Origin of the sequence: Chryseomicrobium aureum, assembly GCF_043182735.1 — a bacterium.
Taxonomy (GTDB): Bacteria; Bacillota; Bacilli; order Bacillales_A; family Planococcaceae; genus Chryseomicrobium; species Chryseomicrobium aureum.
Window position 1 is genome coordinate 1794240 of the sequence record NZ_CP171117.1, and the last position, 20107, is coordinate 1814346.

Annotated in this window: 16 protein-coding genes and 1 other RNA gene; 2 read left to right on the forward strand and 15 right to left on the reverse strand. The window is 43.9% G+C overall.

The features are described from left to right. Nucleotides 1-37 precede the first annotated feature (37 nt). Nucleotides 38-1624, forward strand: a complete 1587-nt coding sequence (gene tnpC / locus ACF3OH_RS09455) for an IS66 family transposase (protein ID WP_392454272.1) — start codon at nucleotides 38-40, stop codon at nucleotides 1622-1624. Nucleotides 1625-1716: 92 nt separating this feature from the next. Next, nucleotides 1717-3287 (forward strand): IS3 family transposase gene (locus tag ACF3OH_RS09460; protein WP_392454274.1). Its coding sequence is split into 2 segments (ribosomal slippage): nucleotides 1717-2380 and nucleotides 2380-3287, totalling 1572 coding nucleotides; the frame shifts between segments, so codons are not numbered across the junction. Nucleotides 3288-3627: 340 nt separating this feature from the next. Here ACF3OH_RS09460 and ACF3OH_RS09465 read toward each other — a convergent pair. From ACF3OH_RS09465 to ACF3OH_RS09535, 15 genes are all read right to left on the reverse strand, one after another. Beyond that, on the reverse strand, nucleotides 3628-5478 hold the full coding sequence (locus ACF3OH_RS09465; protein WP_392454276.1) for an ATP-binding protein: 1851 nt from the start codon (nucleotides 5476-5478) through the stop codon (nucleotides 3628-3630). 1214 nt (nucleotides 5479-6692) lie between these two features. Next, nucleotides 6693-7047, reverse strand: a transfer-messenger RNA (tmRNA) gene (ssrA, locus tag ACF3OH_RS09470). Nucleotides 7048-7116: 69 nt separating this feature from the next. Continuing rightward, nucleotides 7117-7584: an SsrA-binding protein SmpB gene (smpB, locus tag ACF3OH_RS09475; protein WP_392454277.1), complete on the reverse strand. Its 468-nt coding sequence runs from the start codon at nucleotides 7582-7584 to the stop codon at nucleotides 7117-7119. Nucleotides 7585-7621: 37 nt separating this feature from the next. Further along, on the reverse strand, nucleotides 7622-9952 hold the full coding sequence (gene rnr, locus ACF3OH_RS09480; RefSeq protein WP_392454279.1) for a ribonuclease R: 2331 nt from the start codon (nucleotides 9950-9952) through the stop codon (nucleotides 7622-7624). A 43-nt stretch (nucleotides 9953-9995) separates the two neighbouring features. Next, the gene (locus ACF3OH_RS09485) at nucleotides 9996-10742 is read right to left on the reverse strand and encodes an alpha/beta hydrolase (RefSeq protein ID WP_392454280.1); all 747 of its coding nucleotides are present in this window, start codon (nucleotides 10740-10742) and stop codon (nucleotides 9996-9998) included. Nucleotides 10743-11056: 314 nt separating this feature from the next. Continuing rightward, nucleotides 11057-11284 (reverse strand): preprotein translocase subunit SecG, encoded by a 228-nt coding sequence (gene secG / locus ACF3OH_RS09490; RefSeq protein WP_204590929.1) that lies wholly within the window; start codon nucleotides 11282-11284, stop codon nucleotides 11057-11059. 79 nt (nucleotides 11285-11363) lie between these two features. Continuing rightward, nucleotides 11364-12659: a phosphopyruvate hydratase gene (gene eno / locus ACF3OH_RS09495; protein ID WP_392454282.1), complete on the reverse strand. Its 1296-nt coding sequence runs from the start codon at nucleotides 12657-12659 to the stop codon at nucleotides 11364-11366. Beyond that, nucleotides 12659-14197: a 2,3-bisphosphoglycerate-independent phosphoglycerate mutase gene (gene gpmI / locus ACF3OH_RS09500; protein ID WP_392454284.1), complete on the reverse strand. Its 1539-nt coding sequence runs from the start codon at nucleotides 14195-14197 to the stop codon at nucleotides 12659-12661. The genes eno and gpmI overlap by 1 nt, the downstream gene beginning before the upstream one ends. After that, nucleotides 14194-14952, reverse strand: coding sequence for a triose-phosphate isomerase (tpiA, locus tag ACF3OH_RS09505; protein WP_392454285.1), 759 nt, complete (start codon nucleotides 14950-14952; stop codon nucleotides 14194-14196). Before tpiA ends, gpmI begins: the two co-directional genes overlap by 4 nt. An 11-nt stretch (nucleotides 14953-14963) precedes the next feature. Beyond that, on the reverse strand, nucleotides 14964-16151 hold the full coding sequence (locus ACF3OH_RS09510) for a phosphoglycerate kinase (RefSeq protein WP_392454287.1): 1188 nt from the start codon (nucleotides 16149-16151) through the stop codon (nucleotides 14964-14966). 124 nt (nucleotides 16152-16275) lie between these two features. After that, entirely contained in the window at nucleotides 16276-17283 is a 1008-nt protein-coding gene (gene gap, locus ACF3OH_RS09515; RefSeq protein ID WP_204590939.1) for a type I glyceraldehyde-3-phosphate dehydrogenase, read from the reverse strand. Beyond that, nucleotides 17284-18324 carry a sugar-binding transcriptional regulator gene (locus ACF3OH_RS09520; protein ID WP_392454289.1) on the reverse strand — a complete coding sequence of 347 codons (1041 nt, stop codon included), beginning with the start codon at nucleotides 18322-18324 and terminating at the stop codon, nucleotides 17284-17286. It lies immediately after the preceding gene. 153 nt (nucleotides 18325-18477) lie between these two features. Then, entirely contained in the window at nucleotides 18478-18723 is a 246-nt protein-coding gene (locus ACF3OH_RS09525) for a glutaredoxin family protein (protein ID WP_392454290.1), read from the reverse strand. Beyond that, nucleotides 18717-19517: a TPM domain-containing protein gene (locus ACF3OH_RS09530; protein ID WP_338032467.1), complete on the reverse strand. Its 801-nt coding sequence runs from the start codon at nucleotides 19515-19517 to the stop codon at nucleotides 18717-18719. Before ACF3OH_RS09530 ends, ACF3OH_RS09525 begins: the two co-directional genes overlap by 7 nt. Then, a complete protein-coding gene (locus tag ACF3OH_RS09535; RefSeq protein ID WP_392454292.1) occupies nucleotides 19514-20092 on the reverse strand; it encodes a LemA family protein in 579 nt (192 codons plus the stop codon). The genes ACF3OH_RS09530 and ACF3OH_RS09535 overlap by 4 nt, the downstream gene beginning before the upstream one ends. Between the last annotated feature and the right edge of the window lie 15 nt (nucleotides 20093-20107).

Genomic DNA, 20107 nt, shown 5'->3' on the forward strand with positions numbered 1-20107 from the left:
CTGTTTCACCGGATAGTTTTATGCTATTCTTATCCCTATGAGAAAACAGGACGAGAAAACACAACTTACAATTGAAGAGCTCGAGAAGAAGAACGCACAGCTCGAACAGCGAAACAAAGAGCTCGAGGCCAAGATGGAATACTATAAGCAACAGTTTGCGCTACTTCAGGCGAAACGCTTTGGCACATCGAGTGAGAAGACAGACAAAGACCAATTGGATCTACAGTTGTTCAATGAGGCCGAAGTGTCTTCTGCTGTACTTCTTGCTGAACCTACACTCGAGACGATCAGTTACACGCGCAAAAAGAAGATCGGACGTGTGGACAGATTGAACGACCTGCCCGTCGAGACGATCCACTATGACCTCTCTGAATCAGAGAAGGTCTGTTCAGAATGCGATCATTCGATGCATGAGATGAGCACACAGATCCGCAAGGAACTGAAGATCATCCCTGCACAGGTGACAGTGGTCGAACATGTCCAGCACATCTATAGCTGCCGCCATTGTGAGACACATGAGATCAAGACTCCTATCAAGAAGGCAGAGATGCCAAGACCGGTCATCCCGAAAGGACTTGCGTCCCCATCTGCTGTCGCTTTTGTGATGACTCAAAAGTTCGCAGACGGCCTACCTCTCTACCGACAGGAGAAACAGTTGGAACGGATGGGACTGCCGCTGAGTCGACAGACGATCTCGAACTGGATGCTGTCGAGTACGACGAGCTGGTTGAAGCCTTTCTATGCAGAACTCTATCGTAGAATTCGCCAAGAAGAGGTGCTTCACGCTGACGAGACCACTCTTCAAGTACTCGAAGAGCCCGGAAAGAAGGCAGAATCAAAATCCTATATGTGGCTCTACCGTACCGGCAGAGACTCTGATACGCCGATCGTTTTATTCGACTATCAGTCTAGTCGTGCCAAAGAGAATCCTCAGAAATTCTTGGAAGGTTTCGAAGGTTATCTACATGTGGATGGTTATGCAGGATATGAATCTATCCATAACGTAGAACTCGCAGGTTGCTGGGCACATGCGCGTCGTAAGTTCGACGAAGCACTCAAGGCACTGAGAGGTGCACCTGTTGGTGCCGGTCGAACAACCGTCGCCAAGAAGGGACTCGATTTCTGCAACCGACTCTTTACCATCGAACGGAAAATCAAAGACATGACTCCTGAAGAACGACTCAAGATCAGGAAAAGCGACAGTCAGCCCGTGCTGGATGCTTTTTTGGCATGGCTTGAAGAACAACAGGAGATTGTCGCTCCAAAGACTGCCACCGGAACTGCGATCTCTTATACATTGAAACAATGGTCAAAACTCACGACTTTCATGAAAGATGGCCGAATCGAAATAGATAACAATCGTGCAGAACGTTCTATCAAACCATTTGTGATCGGCAGGAAGAACTGGCTGTTCGCAGCCTCGACAAGAGGCGCGACCTCGAGTGCCATCGCTTACAGTCTCATCGAGACTGCCAAAGAAAATGGGCTCAATCCTTTCTTCTACCTGCAACTTCTTTTCGAAGAACTTCCACAGCGTGATCTAGAGAAACTCGAATCCTTCGAAGATTTGATGCCGTGGTCGAAAAATTTACCAACGAACTGTTATATCCAATCAAAGAAATAGAAAAATGCCGGTCAAAATCAACTTGATATGCTCCCTTCATAGTAGACAGAGAAATAATAAAAATTCTCTACTACTGTGAAGGGGGCATTTTTGTGTCTAAAAGAACCACAGACCATACATTAGACGAACGATTGAAAGTGGTGCTATGCATCTTGGATGAGAAGAAGCCGATAAGAGCGGTCGCTAAAGAATTCAGTATTGGACACTCGACTCTACGAGACTGGGTCCGTAAATACCGGTCAGATGGGATCGATGGATTGATAGAATCAAATACCTGGAGACGCTACTCACAAGAGCTGAAACTGGAGGCAGTCAATTATTATCTGACGGGTAAAGGGAGCCTCGATGAGACATGCGCCAGATTCAAGATCTCGACATCCTCTGCTTTACGAAGGTGGATAAAGCGTTACACTAGTGGAAAGAATATAAAATCCACTAGTAAAGGAAGTAGAGAGATGAACAGAGGACGCAAGACGACATTAGAGGAACGGACGGAGATCGTCCAATATGCGATCGCACACGACCTTGACTATCACGGGGCTGCGGAGAAGTACCAGGTCTCGTACCAACAGGTATATGGATGGGTCCGGAAGTATCAGGAGGATGGAGAGACGGCCCTTCACGACCGCCGCGGGAAGCCCTTGGCATCCAAGCCGAATCTGACAGAAGTGGAGAAGTTGGAGCTCCGTATCAAAGAACTGAGTCATCGCAACCAATACCTGGAGACGGAGAACGGTCTCCTAAAAAAGTTGAAGGAAATCGAAAGGAGGTCCAGAATGCGAGAGTAGGAATCCATCTCCATAGGTTCCAGGCGATCCACGACTACCATAAGGAGACAAAGGCGCCGATCCAACTACTCTGTCAAATACTTGAAGTATCACGTTCCGGCTATTACAAATGGCTGAACCATACACCAACGGACGACCAAAAAGAAAATGAATGGCTCCTTGCCCAGATCAAGAAGGTGTTCCGAAAACATAAAGGGATCCTAGGTTACCGACGGGTAACCATGTTCATCAATCGTCAGTTCAAGACACAGTACAATCGTAAGCGGATCCGACGTCTGATGATCAAGCTCGGCCTGAGGTCATTCATTCGTCGTTCGAACGGATACTCTACAAAGACAAGCTATGTCAACATCGAGGATAACATCTTGAATCGTGAGTTCACAGCGGACCTGCCCAACCAGAAATGGGTGACGGACATCACGCACCTACATTACGGTCTTGGGAACAAGGCTTATTTGAGTGTGATCAAAGACCTGTACGACGGGTCTGTCGTGGCCTACGAGACTGGTCACTTCAACAACAATGCCTTGGTGATGGACACACTGAGAGCCGCCATGGAATCGAACCCCGATGCCACGCCACTACTCCATAGTGACCGAGGGTCACAGTATACATCGAAAGAATATCGACACATCACGACCCAGGCAGGGATCACGCGCAGTATGTCCCGTGTCGGAAAGTGTATCGACAATGCGCCAATGGAGAGCTTCTTTGGTCATTTCAAATGCGAGAGCTATGAATTGAAAAAGTACAAGAGTTATGAAGACCTAGTCGAGGATATTGATCGCTATATACGATTTTATAACGAGGAACGCTATCAACAGAAATTAAACAACCTGGCACCGATAGAGTATCGATACCAGGTCGTAGCTTAGGTCAAACCTTTTTAATTTTTTACTGTCTACTTGACAGGGAGCAGTTCAACTTCTGATTTTGACCGGCATTTTCTTTAATAAGAAACAACGTGTTCACTATTTGACGCTTACCGTTATAATCCACTGAGCCTTGCCACTCTAGCAAGATTCGAATGGATACACCGCGTCAAGAAACTCCAACACTTGAGCTTCTATACGAGATACTTATCTATAAAATCTTAAGTCATCATCCTGAAACCTACCGTTAAAGTAATTTGAGCCGTTTCACTAAATTTTAATTTAATGATTTTTCACTTTGGAGTATTATATATTCTAAAACACATAATTATTATGAAACAATTTAATGAGTTTTGGTTATACTCCCACTCACACATTGACTAATAAATGTAAGCCACTTTCCTTCTATTTCGTTTTCTGTGTCTATCTCTTTTATCTGTTCATAAGTTAATCTCTTTGCCACATGATTATTAAGTTTTTTCTTAACGTTACTTTCAGAATAAACTGTTAAACTTGCAATCAGCTTCGGTACATCATCATCTGGACCAAATGTAAATCCATCTTCTAATGAATAGAATTGTTTAATAACATCAGGATGAATATAATTTTCTATTTCTCTTTTGCTTGTTAGGAATGCAGTAGAACCGTCATTTCTGTCTCTAACTTTTTTACACCATTTTTCATACTTTGGTTCTTGATTAGCTTTTAAATCATCTCTATCATAAATATGAACTTCTGGAACGTTTAGTGTCTTTAAATATTGATTTTCTACCCATCCTCTCAATGTATCTCCACCACACGGTATTATTATTACTTCATCTGTTTCACCTAAATCAATAATTTTTGGGTTTCTAGAAGCAATAATTGAACTTAATATCCTTAAAATACTATAATCATTTGGACCTTCAACAAACACTGCCACTTTAACCGATTTTATAAGTGGTGTAGGAAAAACACCTAATGTTATAGCGATTTTTTCTAAAACAGTTTCATCATCTTTAGAAGATAAAACTTCTTTAACTTCATTCTCTTGGGTTATTAATCTCAAAGAATCTATGGGTAATAAACTAGCAAAGGCAGGAACATGTGTAGTTAATATTACTTGAGTTTTTTTATTTTTACTCAACTCTAAAAAAGCAGCTGCTAACATAACTTGATTAGATGGATGTTGTGCTGTTTCTGGCTCTTCGACTGCATATATAATATTACGAGAACTAGCAGTATTCTTCTTTTCAGCTGCTGCTCTAAAAAAATTTAGGAGGATAAGTCTTCTAACACCACTACCTCTTTTATTGATTGGAATACCATCATCACCATCCAAAGTTAATTTGAAAATATTTTGCCATTTTGGTGATTCAAGAATATTAGGTGTTAATTCATTTGCCAAAGATGGATCCATTTCTTTTAATTTTTCCAATGTAAGCTGAGCAACACTCATTGCTTTTTGTTTAACTATTTTTTCGATTTCTTTAAGCTGTTCATTCACTTCTTCAAGTGCTTCTTTAACTGCAACTTTCATTGGGTCTTGAACTTCTGAATCGCCATCTACACTAGGTCTATCTGACTGGAATAATGTGAATATTGGTAGCTTCTGTTCTATTTTTTCCCATACTGCACTACTATCATTTTTACTTAATCCTATCAAATAAATATCTAAATCACTTTTATCAATTGAATTGAAAATATCTTTCCTCATTAAATTATTAGTTCTTAAATCTGTAGGTCCGCCTTCAATTTCAAGTGACTTAACTTTACGTTGTAAATCTGCTTGAGCTAATTGAATTAAATATTTACCATTTACTACTGCTTGATTTGGATATAAAGCTTTTAAAAACACATTTGGCTTGATTGTAGTTTTAGAACAATCATATATTTTATGAATTTCCAACATCCCAGACTCATTCAATAAAAATTCATCTGCAAAGGTTGTAGGTGCTGTTTCGTCTAATATTATGTATTTGTCAAAATTTGAGAATACACATCCTATTAGAACCTCCTTAGTTTTTGACTTTATACAGTAATCTTTATTATCTATTTTCACAGTACTATTATTAAAAAATATTTCTAATGCTTCCAGTATTGTGGATTTACCAATATCATTTTTACCGACAATTGTAGTCAAATCATTTAAATCAATTTCAATCAAATCCTGATATGATCGGAAATTTCTAATTATTAATTTTTCTAATTTCATGCACTCACTCCTTATACTTTAAATACAAAATTTACCATAAAAATCTAATTAGAATGATATTACTTTAAACATTATTATTTATTTCTCTATAAAAAAGATTTACAAACTATAATATTTATTGTGGATGTATAGTTCTATAATACACTTATTATTCTTTAATTTGACAGAAGATACACTATAAAAACCGCACAGCTATAAAAAATACCCTGCCTCAAAGTATCTCAAAATTCTTAACCAATTATTGAATATGCAGTTTGAAGTAGTATATAAACACTGCTAATTAATCATAGTAAGGGTCTTTATATTTCATTTGACAGCCAAATTAGACTACATTCCAGCTGTATATCAAAATGTTTAGACTGAGCCTGTCTGTCAAAGCTATAATTCTAGCTCAGCAGTTGAAGAGCCACACTTCTTCGACTCCGTCTCGAACTGAGTCTCATCACCTGCCAGAATTGAGTCTAAAACAGGCACCTCACCCCTCGTCTTTCTTTCTGGATGAGTTTTTAATGCAGAAGAGTCTTAAGTGTATAGAGATTTGAAAAGTAACTTGTCTGTTTGTGTAAACTTGCTGTCCTAGACTGTGACTGTTCGCTCGATGTATCGGGCCTTGCGTTAGCACAGCCCGCCTCAAGATACTTATAGAGAGAATGCTTGCGTATTACATAGACAAGGTAGAGGCAGAGCCGACTCTAAACTTTGATTGTTTACAACTTCTCAGTAAAAAGAAGTACCGATATGTGTTTGGTCTGCTGTCTGAGGTTGATTATGTGGAGAACTAAGAAGAATAGTGGCCGATTCGCTCAAAAAGCGAATCGGCCACTGTTGGTTTTTATTTCTTTGACAGAATCGAACCTCGGGTTGTAGAAGAAATTTCTATCGGTGTGCTTTTTTCTTTTTATACGGAGCCTGTCACAGCCACAATTCTAGATCGGCAGTTGAAGAGCCACACTTCTTCGACATCCGTCTCGAACTGAGTCTCATCATCTGCCAGAATTGAGTCTAAAACAGGCACCTCACCTTCCGTCTTTCTTTTTGGAGGAGTTTTAAATGCCAAAGACTAAAAGAATGGCACCTAACTCGGGAGTATTTTCTTCTGGAGGAGTTTTCAAGACAAAGAAAAAGCCTCTTAATCTCATTGAGATTAAGAGGCTTTTTTGGAAGATGATACTTCCGGTTATAAACCATTGAACCTTGCCACACAAGCAAGGTTCGAATGGAGACGGCGGGATTTGAACCCGCGTCCAGAAACTCCAACACTTGAGCTTCTACGCGTGTAGCTTACCTACTAAAGTTCATCCAATCCTCTGCCGATAAGCAGGCGTTAGATGGACTAGTCCGGAAATCTCTTGCAACTGACTCAGACTGCACCAGTTACCGTATCCCACTAAAAGTGAGCTCTACATAGCCACATGGGCGATGGATACATAGAGCAGATTCACGCTATTAAGCAGCGAATGCTAAGTTGTTGTTTGTTTTGCCTGTTATTATAAGTTCCGTTGTTACAGAGCCGAGCCTCTGACGCGCCACCCAAGCTTGAACCATTCCTGTCGAATCCATAACGTCCCCGATATGGAAAAAGTGAACTTGGTTGTTCTACACTTAGTATATATCAAAGAAGGTCAAACTTCAACCAATTTACTGGTTACGCGCTTTGAAAGCACGTTCGATCTCACGTTTTGCTTCCTTCTTCTTCATATCACTCCGCTTATCGTAATCTTTCTTCCCTTTCCCTAAACCGATCAGCACTTTTGCATAGCCGTTTTTGACATACATTTTGAGAGGAACGATTGTGTAGCCGTCCCGCTTCGTCTTGCCAATCAGCTCACTGATTTGTTTTTTGTGAAGAAGAAGTTTACGCACACGCAGTGGGTCATGGTTGAAACGGTTCCCTTGTTCATACGGACTGATGTGCATGTTCGAGATCCATGCTTCATTGTTGCGAATGCGAATGAAGGCATCTTTTAACTGCACACGGCCGTTTCGAATCGATTTGATTTCCGTACCTTGCAACACAAGTCCTGCTTCCATCGTATCTTCAATGAAATAATCGTGGGAAGCCTTCTTGTTTTGTGCTAGGACCTTGTCATCGTGTTTTTTTGCCATTTGACTCACCTACTGAAAGAGGAGGCTAGACGCCTCCTTATTTTTTTCGTTTCTTTTTCTTCTTTTTGGCTACATCTTCAAAGAATCGCTTCTTTTGAGATGGTTTGCCTTTTGCTTTTGGTTTGCCACTCTTTGCGTCTTTTCCGCGTTTGTCACCGCTGCGCTCTGCTGGTTTTCCAGAACGGCTTGCATGAATGACTTTCGGCGTTTGACGACGCTCACGCCCAGCTGCTTTAATCATTCCCACGACTTCAAAGTCAATGGATGACTCTTCCACTGTAACGTTCGTGACTTTTACTTTCACTTCGTCCCCTAATCGGAACTCGCGACCCGTTCGTTCCCCACGCATAATCATCTGACGGTCATCGAAGTTGTAATAATCGTCGGATAAGTTCGTGACGTGGATCAGGCCTTCGATAGTGTTTGGAAGCTCAACGAAGATTCCGAAGTTCGTAACAGAACTCACAATCCCTTCAAACTCTTCCCCAATCTTATCGACCATAAACTGCGCTTTCTTCAATGCTTCCACATCTCGCTCTGCATCAACCGCGCGGCGCTCCATTTTCGAAGCGTGTTCTGCGATGTCGCCAAGGTTTGCTTGCCAGTGCATGATCGTCGACTGAGAAAGGTCGCCCTTAATCAAATACGTACGAATCAAGCGGTGAACAATTAAATCTGGGTAACGACGAATCGGCGATGTGAAGTGTGTGTAGTACTCTGTAGACAATCCAAAGTGACCTAGGCATTCCGGGTCGTACTTCGCTTGTTGTAGAGAACGCAGAAGCATCGTCGAGATGACTGGCTCTTCTGGAAGCCCTTCAATCGATTCGATGATCTCTTGCAATGCTTTCGGATGAATGTCATTGCTTGAGCCTTTTACAACCAATCCGAATGATGTTAAAAATTCGAAGAAGCGTTGTAGTTTTTCAGGCTTTGGATCTTCGTGAATACGGTACATGAACGGAACATCCATCCACTTGAAGTGTTGCGCAACAGTTTCGTTCGCTGCTAGCATGAACTCTTCAATCAATTTCTCCGCAACGGTGCGGTCACGGTTGACGATTTCAGTTGGCCAGCCGTCCTCGTTTACTAAGATTTTCGCTTCTGGGAAGTCAAAATCAATTGCTCCGCGTTCTTCACGTTTCCCGCGCAACACTGCAGCTAGTTCTGCCATCAGTTCAAACATCGGTACGAGTGACTCGTAGCGTGTACGCAACTCTTGGTCGTTCTCTTCCAAGATCAGGTACACATCGCGGTACGTCATACGCTCAGCCGTGTTGATGACACTCTCAAAGATCTCGTGATTGACGACTTGACCTTTCGAATCGATTTCCATCACACAGGAAAGCGTCAAACGGTCCACTTGTGGGTTCAACGAGCAAATTCCGTTTGATAAGCGGTGTGGTAACATCGGAATCACGCGGTCTGCTAAGTAGACACTAGTCCCACGCTCTAACGCTTCTAAATCGATTGGCGAGTGCTCTGTGACATAATGACTGACGTCCGCAATGTGAACGGACAGCTCATAGTTGCCATTCTCAAGCTTCTTCACTCCGACTGCATCATCCAAGTCTTTTGCGTCTGCACCGTCAATCGTGACAATGATTTCTTCACGTAAATCGCGTCGTCCTTCGATATCTGCTGGGTCTACTGTGTCGCCCGTTGACTCTGCTTGCTCGAGCACGTCTTCTGGGAACTCGGTTGGAATGCCGTGCTTATGGATGATCGATAAAATATCGACTCCTGGATCATTTTTATGCCCAAGGATCTGTGATACTTTCCCGGCTGCTGAGTTTCTGCCTGAAGGCCAGTCTGTAATTTCTACAATGACTTTGTGACCATCCGCTGCACCGAGTGTATCGCCTTTTGCGACGAAAATATCCATCGGTAGTTTTTTATCGTCCGGAATGACGAATCCAAACCCTTTGTTGTCTTGGAACGTTCCGACGATGCGGTCAAGACCACGTTTTGTGATTTTAATGATGGCTCCTTCACGACGGTCACCTGATGAAGCCGATGACACGCGTACGAGTACCATATCTCCGTTGAACGCCCCGTTGATTTCAGTCGGTGGAATGAAAATGTCATCCATGCCTTCCTCTTCCGGCGCAACGAATCCAAATCCACGTGCGTGTCCAATGAATTTCCCTGCAATCAAGTTCATTCGTTCCGGCACACCGTAGCGGTTCGAGCGTGAACGAACAATTTTGCCGTTCTCTTCTAAACGCACAAGCGTCTTCACAAATTCTTTGAAGTCATCCGCATCATCCAATTGAAAATGCGCTTCTAATTCTTTCGTTGTGAGTGGCTTGTAACTATCGTCTCGCATCAATTCAACGAGCGCTTGTTCTAGTTGTTGTGTATCCATTTCTGTCCCTCCTTTGTCTTACTATTTCCTAAAAGACGCTGCCTTACTCGTGCCAATCCAATTTATTTAAAAAGGCAAGAATGTCTTCGTGCAGTTGTTCTTTTTCTGGGCCAAGTGTGATCACGTGACCTGATTGTTCATACCATTTGATTTGTTTGTCTGTAGATTCTGCCGTATCGTGAATGATGTTTGCAGAGTTCGTATCAATGACGTCATCCAGTCGGCCTTGCGCAACAAATAGTGGCGCATAGACGTGATCGACGATACCCCGAACATCTTGAATCAACTGCTGAAGTTCGGGAAGAGTCTGCATCGGTGTCTGTCGAATCGCTTCGATTTCTTGTTCGATGACTTCCGCTTCTTTGCCTTCATACTTTTTGTATTCGCGAGCGTAGCCAAGAACTCCTTCAAACATCAGTTCTGTTGTTTTCATTGTCATCGGCGCACACATCGTGACGACACCTTTGACGGGCATTTCTGATGCGACTTTCAGTGAAAAGACGCCGCCTAGAGAAAGCCCTGCAACGGCAATCTCCTCATAGCCCTTCTCTTTCAATTCATTGTAGGCACCCATGACGTCTTGCCACCAATCGGCTGGACCCGTCGCAATGAGTTCTTCTGGCGGCACTCCGTGGCCTTTGTAGTGCGGCGCTATGGATGTGTAGCCATTCTTTTCAAGGAAACGTCCTAGCATTCGTACGTCAGACGAGTTCCCTGTGAATCCGTGAAGCAATAACACGGCACGTTTTCCCGCTTCAAAGAAAAACGGCTTTGGCGTTGAAATACGCATCTTGTTCCCTCCACATATAAATTTGAAAATTGAGTTGCGTTACGGGGCTGCTTTCCGACTTTACTCCCACTGGAGTTAGCCCCTTCACTCCACTCAATTTTTTCTAGAAATCCCGGAGGTCAGGTTGTCATTTCCCAGGGTGTAAGAGTTTTATCGAGACCCGGCAACGAAGCCGAAAGTGCTCTTCTTTCGGCTTGCGTGGGGAGGCTCGGTGAAAATCTCCCTAGGACAATGATGACCTGACCGGAGGGATTTCCCCAAACTTGCAAAAAACGCCCAACCACACTACTTGTGGTCAGGCGATTAAAGAACATTTATAGTTTCATAACAGCAATCGTTAAAGCAAAGAATAGTACGGAAAGTACAATAGTTGCACGATGTAGGACTAACTCCATCCCACGTGCTTTTTGTTTTCCAAACAGTTGCTCTGCTCCACCAGAGATGGCTCCAGATAACCCGGCACTTTTCCCTGATTGCAATAACACAACTACGATCAATGCTAGCGATACGATGACAAGTAATGTCAATAGAAAGGCTTGCATTCACTCCACCTCCTGATAAGAACATACACAACAAGATTAATTTTATCAGACTTCTCAGGTAGTGACAAGCTGACCCGTATTATTTTTTCAAATTATAGAACGTTTCACGGCCTAAATATTCAGCTGTAGAATCCAACATATCTTCGATGCGAAGAAGTTGATTGTACTTCGCTACACGGTCTGAACGTGAAGGAGCACCTGTTTTAATTTGACCTGCATTTGTCGCAACTGCGATGTCTGCAATTGTCACATCTTCAGATTCACCTGAACGGTGAGAGATGACTGCTGTGTAACCTGCACGTTTTGCCATTTCGATTGCTTCAAACGTTTCCGTTAACGTACCGATTTGGTTTACTTTGATTAGAATTGAGTTCGCGATGCCTTTTTCAATTCCATCTTTTAATTTCTTCGTGTTTGTTACGAATAGATCGTCTCCAACAAGCTGAACGTTTTTACCGATACGCTCTGTTAGAAGTTTGAATCCGTCCCAGTCGTTCTCGTCAAGACCATCTTCGATTGAAACGATTGGGTATTTGTTGCAAAGCTCTTCGTAGAAATCAACCATCTCAGCAGATGTTTTCACGACACCTTCACCCGATAAGTGGTACTTGCCATCTTCTTTGTTGAACAACTCAGAAGCTGCAACGTCCATTGCAAGAAGAACTTCTTCACCTGGCTTGTAGCCTGCTTTTTCAATAGCTTCCATGATGGTTACAAGTGCTTCTTCATTTGATTTCAAGTTTGGTGCAAAACCGCCCTCGTCACCAACAGCTGTGTTCAAGCCGCGCTCTTTTAGAACCGCTTTTAGGCTGTGGAAGATTTCAGCGCCCATGCGTAGTGCTTGGCGGAATGACTCGGCGCCAACAGGCATAACCATGAATTCTTGGATATCGACGTTGTTGTCTGCGTGCTCTCCACCGTTTAAGATGTTCATCATCGGTACTGGAAGTTGCTTCGCGTTGAAGCCTCCAAGGTACTGATAAAGTGGCATGTCTAGGTAGTCCGCTGCAGCGTGTGCAACAGCCATTGAAACACCAAGAATAGCGTTTGCACCCAGGTTGCCTTTATTTTCTGTTCCGTCTAGTTCGATTAACGCTTGGTCAATTGCCACTTGATCAAGAACTGTATAGTTTTCTTCTAATTCTTCAGCGATTACTGTGTTTACGTGTTCTACGGCCTTTTGAACACCTTTACCTAAATAACGGCTCTTGTCGCCATCACGCAGTTCTACTGCTTCGTATTCTCCAGTAGATGCGCCTGAAGGAACGATAGCGCGGCCAAATGCACCGCTTTCCGTAAATACTTCTACTTCAATTGTTGGGTTACCGCGTGAATCAAGGACCTCACGAGCAAATACGTCTGTAATAATTGGCATTATCGTCTCTCCATTTCAAGTAAAGTTTTTCCTGTCATTTCAACAGGTTGTTCAATCCCCATTAAGTCTAGCATAGTTGGGGCTAAATCGGCTAAAATTCCACCGTCACGAAGCGTTATTTCGCTTCGCGTAACAATGACTGGCACGGGGTTTGTCGTATGCGCCGTCATTGGATTTCCTTCAAGTGTAGTGACTTCATCGGCATTCCCATGGTCCGCTGTAATAATCGCTTCTCCACCTTTTGCAAGGATGGCATCGACTATACGACCTAGACACTCGTCTACCACTTCGATTGCTTTGATTGTCGGCTCGAGCATGCCACTATGACCGACCATGTCCGGGTTCGCAAAGTTTAAGAGAATCGCGTCGAACTGATCGTTCTCAATCGCCGCCACTAAAGCATCCGTCACTTCATACGCACTCATTTCAGGCTGCAGATCGTAGGTCGCAACTTTTGGTGAGTTGATCAGAATCCGGCTCTCACCAGGGAATTCTTCGTGACGCCCACCACTCATGAAGAATGTGACGTGTGGATACTTTTCAGTTTCGGCAATACGGACCTGCAATTTGCCGTGAGCTGAAAGGACTTCTCCCACAGTGTTTTTCAAGTCTTGTTTTGCGTAAGCAATCCCGCCGATCACTTCGTCGTTGTATTCCGTGAAGGAAACGAACGGCAAGTGTTCCGGGTGATGCTCTCCGCGTGGGAAGGAATCAAATGTCGGGTTTGTAAGCGCAAATCCTAATTGAATCGCACGGTCTGGTCGGAAGTTGAAGAAGATGACACCGTCGCCTTGTTGGAACACAGCTTTTGGTGCTTCTTCCGTTCCGATAACAAACGGTTTCACAAACTCATCCACAATTTTTCCACTGTATGACGCTTCAATCCCAGCAATTGCATTTGCAAATCGAGGACCTTTGCCATCTACAATCGCGTCGTATGCAAGTTGTATACGTTCCCAGCGGCGGTCACGGTCCATTGCATAGTAGCGGCCACTGATCGATGCGAATGAGCCGTAGTTCAAGTCCATCATGATGCGCTCGGTTTCTTCGACATATGGAATCGCTGTAGCAGGCCCCACATCGCGCCCATCTAAGAATCCGTGAACAAACGTCTCGGCTACACCTTGGTCTTTTGCAAGTTTCAAGAGTGCATGCAAGTGCGTGTAGTGACTGTGCACACCACCATCTGAAAGTAATCCCATAACGTGCAAGCGACCGTTTGCAGCTTTTACTTGCGCAATCAACTCTAGTAACGCTTCGTTTGTGAAGAAATCCCCATCACGAATGGATTTATTGATGCGTGTTAAGCTTTGATATACAATACGGCCTGCTCCAATATTTAAGTGCCCGACCTCCGAGTTGCCCATCTGTCCTTCCGGAAGACCAACCGCTTCACCAGAAGCCGTTAGTTCGCTGTGCGGAAAGTGATTCCAGTAGCGGTCGAAATTCGGTTTCTTTGCCTGCGCAACAGCGTTTCCAGCTGTTTCATTGCGGCAAGCAAATCCGTCCAAAATAATTAAGGCAGTTGGCTTTCTCATTTCTGAGTCGCCTCCACCAGTTGTAGGAATGAATCCGCTTCAAGACTTGCGCCGCCCACTAGTGCTCCGTCAATATCATCTTTTCCAAGTAGTTCCTCGATGTTTGCAGGCTTCACGCTTCCGCCGTACAGAATTCGTGTTGCGTTTGCTGCTTCTTCTCCGTGAAGGTCAAGAAGTGTTTCGCGAATTGCTTGGCATACTTGGTTGGCATCATCTGCAGTTGCAGTTTTGCCTGTTCCGATCGCCCAAATTGGCTCGTAAGCAACAACTGTTTTTTCTACTTCAGATTCAGTTAAGCCTTCAAATGCTTCTGCCACCTGTTTTGATACGACAGTTTCTGTTTCGCCTGCTTCACGTTGCTCTAAACTTTCACCGACACAAACGATTGGCGTTAGTCCAAGATCAAGTGCCGCTTTTGTTTTCAAGTTAACCGTTTCATCTGTCTCGTTGAAATATTGACGACGCTCTGAGTGACCGATGACGACGTGTGTGACGCCAACGTCTTTCAACATGTCCCCGCTGATTTCTCCTGTGAACGCACCTTCTTTTTCTTGGTGCATGTTTTGTGCACCGATATGAATTGAAGAGCCTTTCGCAGCCTCAACTAGAGCTGGCAATTGTAAGAATGGTGCACAGATAACCGCGTCTACTTTTGATGCATCGATTGTTGCTGAAGATGCTGCATTCCAAAAGTCATGAGCCTCTTCAACCGTTTTGAACATTTTCCAGTTTCCTGCAATGACAGGTTTACGCATAGTATTGCCTCCTATTCTTTATCGTGAAGTGCTGCAACGCCCGGAAGTTCTTTGCCTTCCATGAACTCAAGTGAAGCGCCACCGCCTGTAGAAATATGGTCCATTTTGTCTGCTACATTGAACAGTTCAACTGCTGCTGCTGAGTCTCCGCCACCGATGACAGTATACCCTGCAGTTTCCGCCATAGCCTCTGCCACAGCACGTGTTCCTTTTGAGAATGGTTCCATCTCGAACACACCCATTGGTCCGTTCCAGATGATCAATTTGCTGTCTTTGATGATGCTTGCATAATGTTCAGCCGTTTTCGGACCGATATCTAGACCCATCCAGTCTGAAGGGATCGCGTCAGACGAAACTACTTTCGTTTCTGTATCCGCTGAGAATTCTTGTGCGATCACTGCATCTTGTGGAAGGTGCAACTGAACACCTTTTTGTTTAGCTTTTTCAATAAACGAGTTGGCAAGGTCGAGCTTGTCTTCTTCAAGTAAAGAAGTCCCGATCTCGTGACCTTGTGCTTTTAAGAATGTATAGGATAGTCCTCCACCAATGATCAAGTGGTCGACTTTTTCTAACAAGTTTTCAATGACGCCGATTTTATCTTTTACTTTCGCCCCACCGATGATTGCTGTGAATGGACGTTCTGGTTCAGATAATGCTTTGCCTAACACATCAAGTTCTTTTTCAAGGAGTAGTCCAGATACTGCCGGAAGGTGCTTCGCAATACCTGCTGTCGTTGCGTGTGCACGGTGTGCTGCGCCAAACGCATCATTCACGAAAACATCTGCAAGTTTCGCAAACTGTTCTGCAAGTTCCGGATCGTTCTTTTCTTCGCCTGCGTGGAAACGAACGTTTTCAAGCAACACTACGTCGCCTTCGTTCAATTTTGCAATTTCAGCTTCAACAGATTCTCCAACAGACTCCTCAAGTTTTGTTACTGGTCGGTCTAAAAGCTCGCTCAGACGTTCTCCAACAGCTGTTAGACGAAGCTCTTCGTTCACTTCACCTTTCGGACGTCCCATATGGCTCGCTAAAATAACTTTGGCACCTTGTTCAATTAGGTGTTGAATCGTTGGTAGCGCTGCACGAATACGTGTGTCATCTGTGATTTTGCCATCTTTCGTTGGAACGTTGAAGTCGACGCGACAGAAGACGCGTTGTCCCTTTAGTTCGACGTCTTTCATTGTTTTCTTTGCTAGCATGTGAAAACCTCCCAGGTTATGGTGTGTTCAAGTTACGGGCAAATAAAAAGAGTAAGGGTAGCCCTTACTCTCTGTTACCCTCTGCTCTTATTATAGAGGTTCAAGTGCATTCCTGCACGGGATATTAAAGACCTTTAGCAGCCATGTATACAGCAAGGTCGATACAGCGAGCTGAGTAACCAGACTCGTTGTCATACCAAGACAATACTTTCACCATGTTGTCGCCGATTGCCATTGTTGAAGCCGCATCTACGATTGATGAATGTGTGTTGCCGTTGTAGTCAGTAGAAACTAACTCAAGTTCTTGGTACTCTAAGATACCTTTCAAATCGCCTTCAGCCGCTTCTTTTAACGCAGCATTCAGTTCTTCGATTGTTACGTTTTTGTCTAACTCAGCAACGAAGTCAACTAGTGATACGTTTGGCGTTGGTACGCGAACTGCCATTCCATCGATTTTGCCTTTTAGCATTGGAAGAACTTTTCCTACAGCTGCTGCTGCACCTGTTGAAGTTGGGATCATGTTCTCTGCTGCTGCACGTGCACGACGGTAGTCGCTATGTGGCAAGTCAAGAATGCGTTGGTCGTTTGTGTAAGAGTGAATTGTTGTCATCATTCCGCGTTTGATACCGAACTTGTCGTTCAATACTTTCGCTACTGGAGATAGACAGTTTGTTGTACATGAAGCGTTTGATACGATGTTTTCGTTTGCTGCATCGTACTCTTCATGGTTAACGCCCATTACGTATGTTGGCATGCCGCCTTCACCTGGTGCAGATACGATAACTTTTTTCGCTCCAGCATCGATGTGCGCTTGTGCTTTTTCTGGTGAACGGAAGATACCTGTTGATTCGATAACGATGTCAACACCAATCTCGCCCCATGGAAGTGCTGAAGGATCTTTCTCAGCGTATACTTTGATTTTGCGGCCATTTACTAAGAAGCCATCTTCTTCAGCTGTTACTTCTGCATTCAAAGTACCGTGCACTGTGTCAAACTTTAGAAGGTGAGCAAGCATTGCAGCGTTTGTTAAATCGTTCACTGCTACTACTTCTACTTGATCATTTGTTAGTGCCTCGCGGAAAACTTTACGTCCAATACGTCCAAAACCGTTGATTGCTAATTTGATAGTCATTTAAAATTCCTCCTGTAATGTATGTACTTTTATCAGTTGATCGGCAGCCCCTTCGTCTGTAATCAATACAGTCTGTTTGGGTGCCTGTTGAAAATATGAGTCAAGTGCATGTGCTTTTTGTGCGCCACCTGCTACAGCAACGATATGCGGTGTCTGTTCGAGTTGCTCGAGCTGAACCCCAATCGTGCGAATGCGGTGAACGACTTCACCACGTGCATTGAAATAATAACCAAATGCTTCACTGACAGCCTGCTGTTCTTTCAAAAGCTTCAATTCTTCTGAGCTCGAACTTCTGCGGCGTGCCATTTCCGTTGCGTCACCAATGCCATGAACAAGGATTGACATCTGTTCATACAAGGCCATCATTTCTTGAACGAAAGGCTCTTGGGTCATGGCTTCGTAAGCAGATTCACTCAGTCTGTCCGGAATGTATAAAGTTTTATACGAACCATTCAGTTTCTCTGCAAACAGTGCAGCGATTGTGTTCGCTTGCAGCTGTACATCTTTTCCGATTCCTCCGCGCGCTGCAACGAATTGCAACTGCTCAATCTTTGATGATTGTGGAAGATGGTCGGCAATTTTTGCAATGGTCGTTCCACCGGTCACCGCTGTAATCATACGCGGTTTCAAGTTTGCAAAAATCCATTTGGCGGCTTCATCTGCAAGAAGCAGTTGAGCCTGTTCAGAGTCATCGCTGTTTCCAGCAACGATATGAACTTCTTCAATCCCAAGCAATCGTTTAAGGGTGGTCTCTTTTTCATGCCTTCCCGACCATTCATCCACAAGGGATTTTAGTTCGACTAGAAGTTGTTGACCTGGTGGAGTGACCTCCGCCCCTTCTCGCGATACAAGGATTAACCCTTGCGCTCGAAGTAGATCAAATTCTTTTCGAACTTCACGTTCCGAAAGTTGAAGAGTTTCAGCAAGCGTGCGCCTGCCAATCCCTTTTGATAAAGCGATTGTATAGAGAATTTGATAGCGCTGTTGAAGCATGTCTTTCCATTCGGGCATCAGCTCAAGCTGGGCCTTAAGAATATCCAAATCGACACCTCCTGCTCTATCTTTATGGGAACATTTTTGTCCCGATGTTCACTTTTCGTTCCCACCTGGGCAAAAAAATAATTCCTGCTCATTCATAGTACTAGATTACCCGAAAATTATCAATCCCAAACACTTTTACTATCAAAAAAAGCATCAGACGGAATCGTCCAATGCTTCATAAAGTGTTGCGTAATCTAAATTCCCGTACTGAATGACTTGCCCATTGTATTCCACTACGGGAATCATAATCATGTATTTTTCATGGGCTTCATCATCTTGTTCGATATCAATTTCTTCTATTCGTATCGGAAGATCTTCTGCCACCATGTCGAGCATGGCCCGACCTTCGACACATAACGGACATTGATTCCGTGTGTAGAAAGTAATTTTTTTTACCAACTTCGACCTGCACCTCCTCCACCAGAGCTACCTCCGCCGAAGCCACCAAAACCTCCACTGAAACCACCGCCGGAAGATTTACCGCCTCCCATGCCAGGACCAAAGATGAACGGGCCTCCTCGGCCACCGCGACCTCGAGGACCTCCTCTTCCGCCACCACTGCCATTGTTACTAAAAATGGTCACGATGATATAAAAGATCACAACAATCATAATAATAGTGAACGGTGAGATGCCCCCTTCGTTTGATGAAGGACGCGGAGGGGCAACAGATTCTCCCGTGTAATTGTATTCAGCTGCCACTTCTTCATATAAAAGTTCATAGGTGGATTGGACAGCACCTTCGATATCACCAGCCTCTAGAAAAGGTAGTGTGTATTCATCTAAAATACGTCCAATCTTCCCGTCAGGAAGACGTCCTTCAAGCCCTTGACCGACACCGATGTAAACTGCGCGGTCCCCAACTTTCGTAGGATCCATTTCAAGTAAGAAGACGAGCCCGTTGTTTTCTTCCGGACTTCCAATTCCCCATTCGCGAATCAATTCGACCGCATAGCTATTTTCATCCTGTCCTTCTAATGATTCTACTGTGACGACAACCACTTGTGCTCCCGTACCTTGATCGAGATCAAGTCCAAGTCGTTCAATATGGCGCTCCAAGTCTTCTGGAATCACATCATAGAAATCATGTACATAGGACTTCCCTGGAATTGGATCTGGAACATCTGCTAGCACAGCCATTGAAGGAAGTAGAACTAGAAATGCTAGTACAGTTACGAGTAGTTTCTTCCTCACTCACCATCACTTCCAAAGTCGACTTCTGGTGCTTCTTCCGCACCATCTTCGGCTTCAAAATATTCACGCTCATCAAATCCGAAGACTCCTGCCAGTAATGCACCAGGCATACGATTTACTTTGCGATTGTGTTGAGATACAGATTCATTATAATCTTGACGTGCTACAGAAAGACGATTCTCCGTTCCTGCCAGTTCATCCATCAGTTGACGGAAGTTTGCATCTGATTTTAAATCTGGGTAGTTTTCAACAATCACGAGTAATCGTGAAAGCGCACCTGATAATTCACTATTTGCTTCTGCTTGTTCATTTGGAGAGTCTGCTCCTGCAAGACGTGCACGAGCATCCGCAATTTCTGTAAGGATTTCGCGCTCTTGATCAGCGAAACCTTTGACCGTTTCTACTAAGTTCGGAATTAAGTCTACACGACGTTGGAGCTGAGTCTCCACTTGTGCATAGGATTGGTTAACGTTTTCATTCGAGTCAACAAACCCGTTGTAACTTGGAATTAAGAGTGCTGCTAGGACTACAAAAAATCCAATAATAATGATGACTGGAATCAGCATTTTTTTCATAAGAATCCACCTTTC

Coding starts and splice junctions, on each gene's coding strand:
- eno (WP_392454282.1), bottom strand. CDS start 12,659: ATGCCAATTATTACAGACGTATTTGCTCGTGAGGTCCTTGATTCACGC.
- ACF3OH_RS09510 (WP_392454287.1), bottom strand. CDS start 16,151: ATGCTAGCAAAGAAAACAATGAAAGACGTCGAACTAAAGGGACAACGC.
- ACF3OH_RS09535 (WP_392454292.1), bottom strand. CDS start 20,092: ATGAAAAAAATGCTGATTCCAGTCATCATTATTATTGGATTTTTTGTA.
- secG (WP_204590929.1), bottom strand. CDS start 11,284: ATGCAAGCCTTTCTATTGACATTACTTGTCATCGTATCGCTAGCATTG.
- tnpC (WP_392454272.1), top strand. CDS start 38: ATGAGAAAACAGGACGAGAAAACACAACTTACAATTGAAGAGCTCGAG.
- rnr (WP_392454279.1), bottom strand. CDS start 9,952: ATGGATACACAACAACTAGAACAAGCGCTCGTTGAATTGATGCGAGAC.
- ACF3OH_RS09465 (WP_392454276.1), bottom strand. CDS start 5,478: ATGAAATTAGAAAAATTAATAATTAGAAATTTCCGATCATATCAGGAT.
- ACF3OH_RS09485 (WP_392454280.1), bottom strand. CDS start 10,742: ATGCGTATTTCAACGCCAAAGCCGTTTTTCTTTGAAGCGGGAAAACGT.
- gpmI (WP_392454284.1), bottom strand. CDS start 14,197: ATGAGAAAGCCAACTGCCTTAATTATTTTGGACGGATTTGCTTGCCGC.
- tpiA (WP_392454285.1), bottom strand. CDS start 14,952: ATGCGTAAACCTGTCATTGCAGGAAACTGGAAAATGTTCAAAACGGTT.
- smpB (WP_392454277.1), bottom strand. CDS start 7,584: ATGGCAAAAAAACACGATGACAAGGTCCTAGCACAAAACAAGAAGGCT.
- gap (WP_204590939.1), bottom strand. CDS start 17,283: ATGACTATCAAATTAGCAATCAACGGTTTTGGACGTATTGGACGTAAA.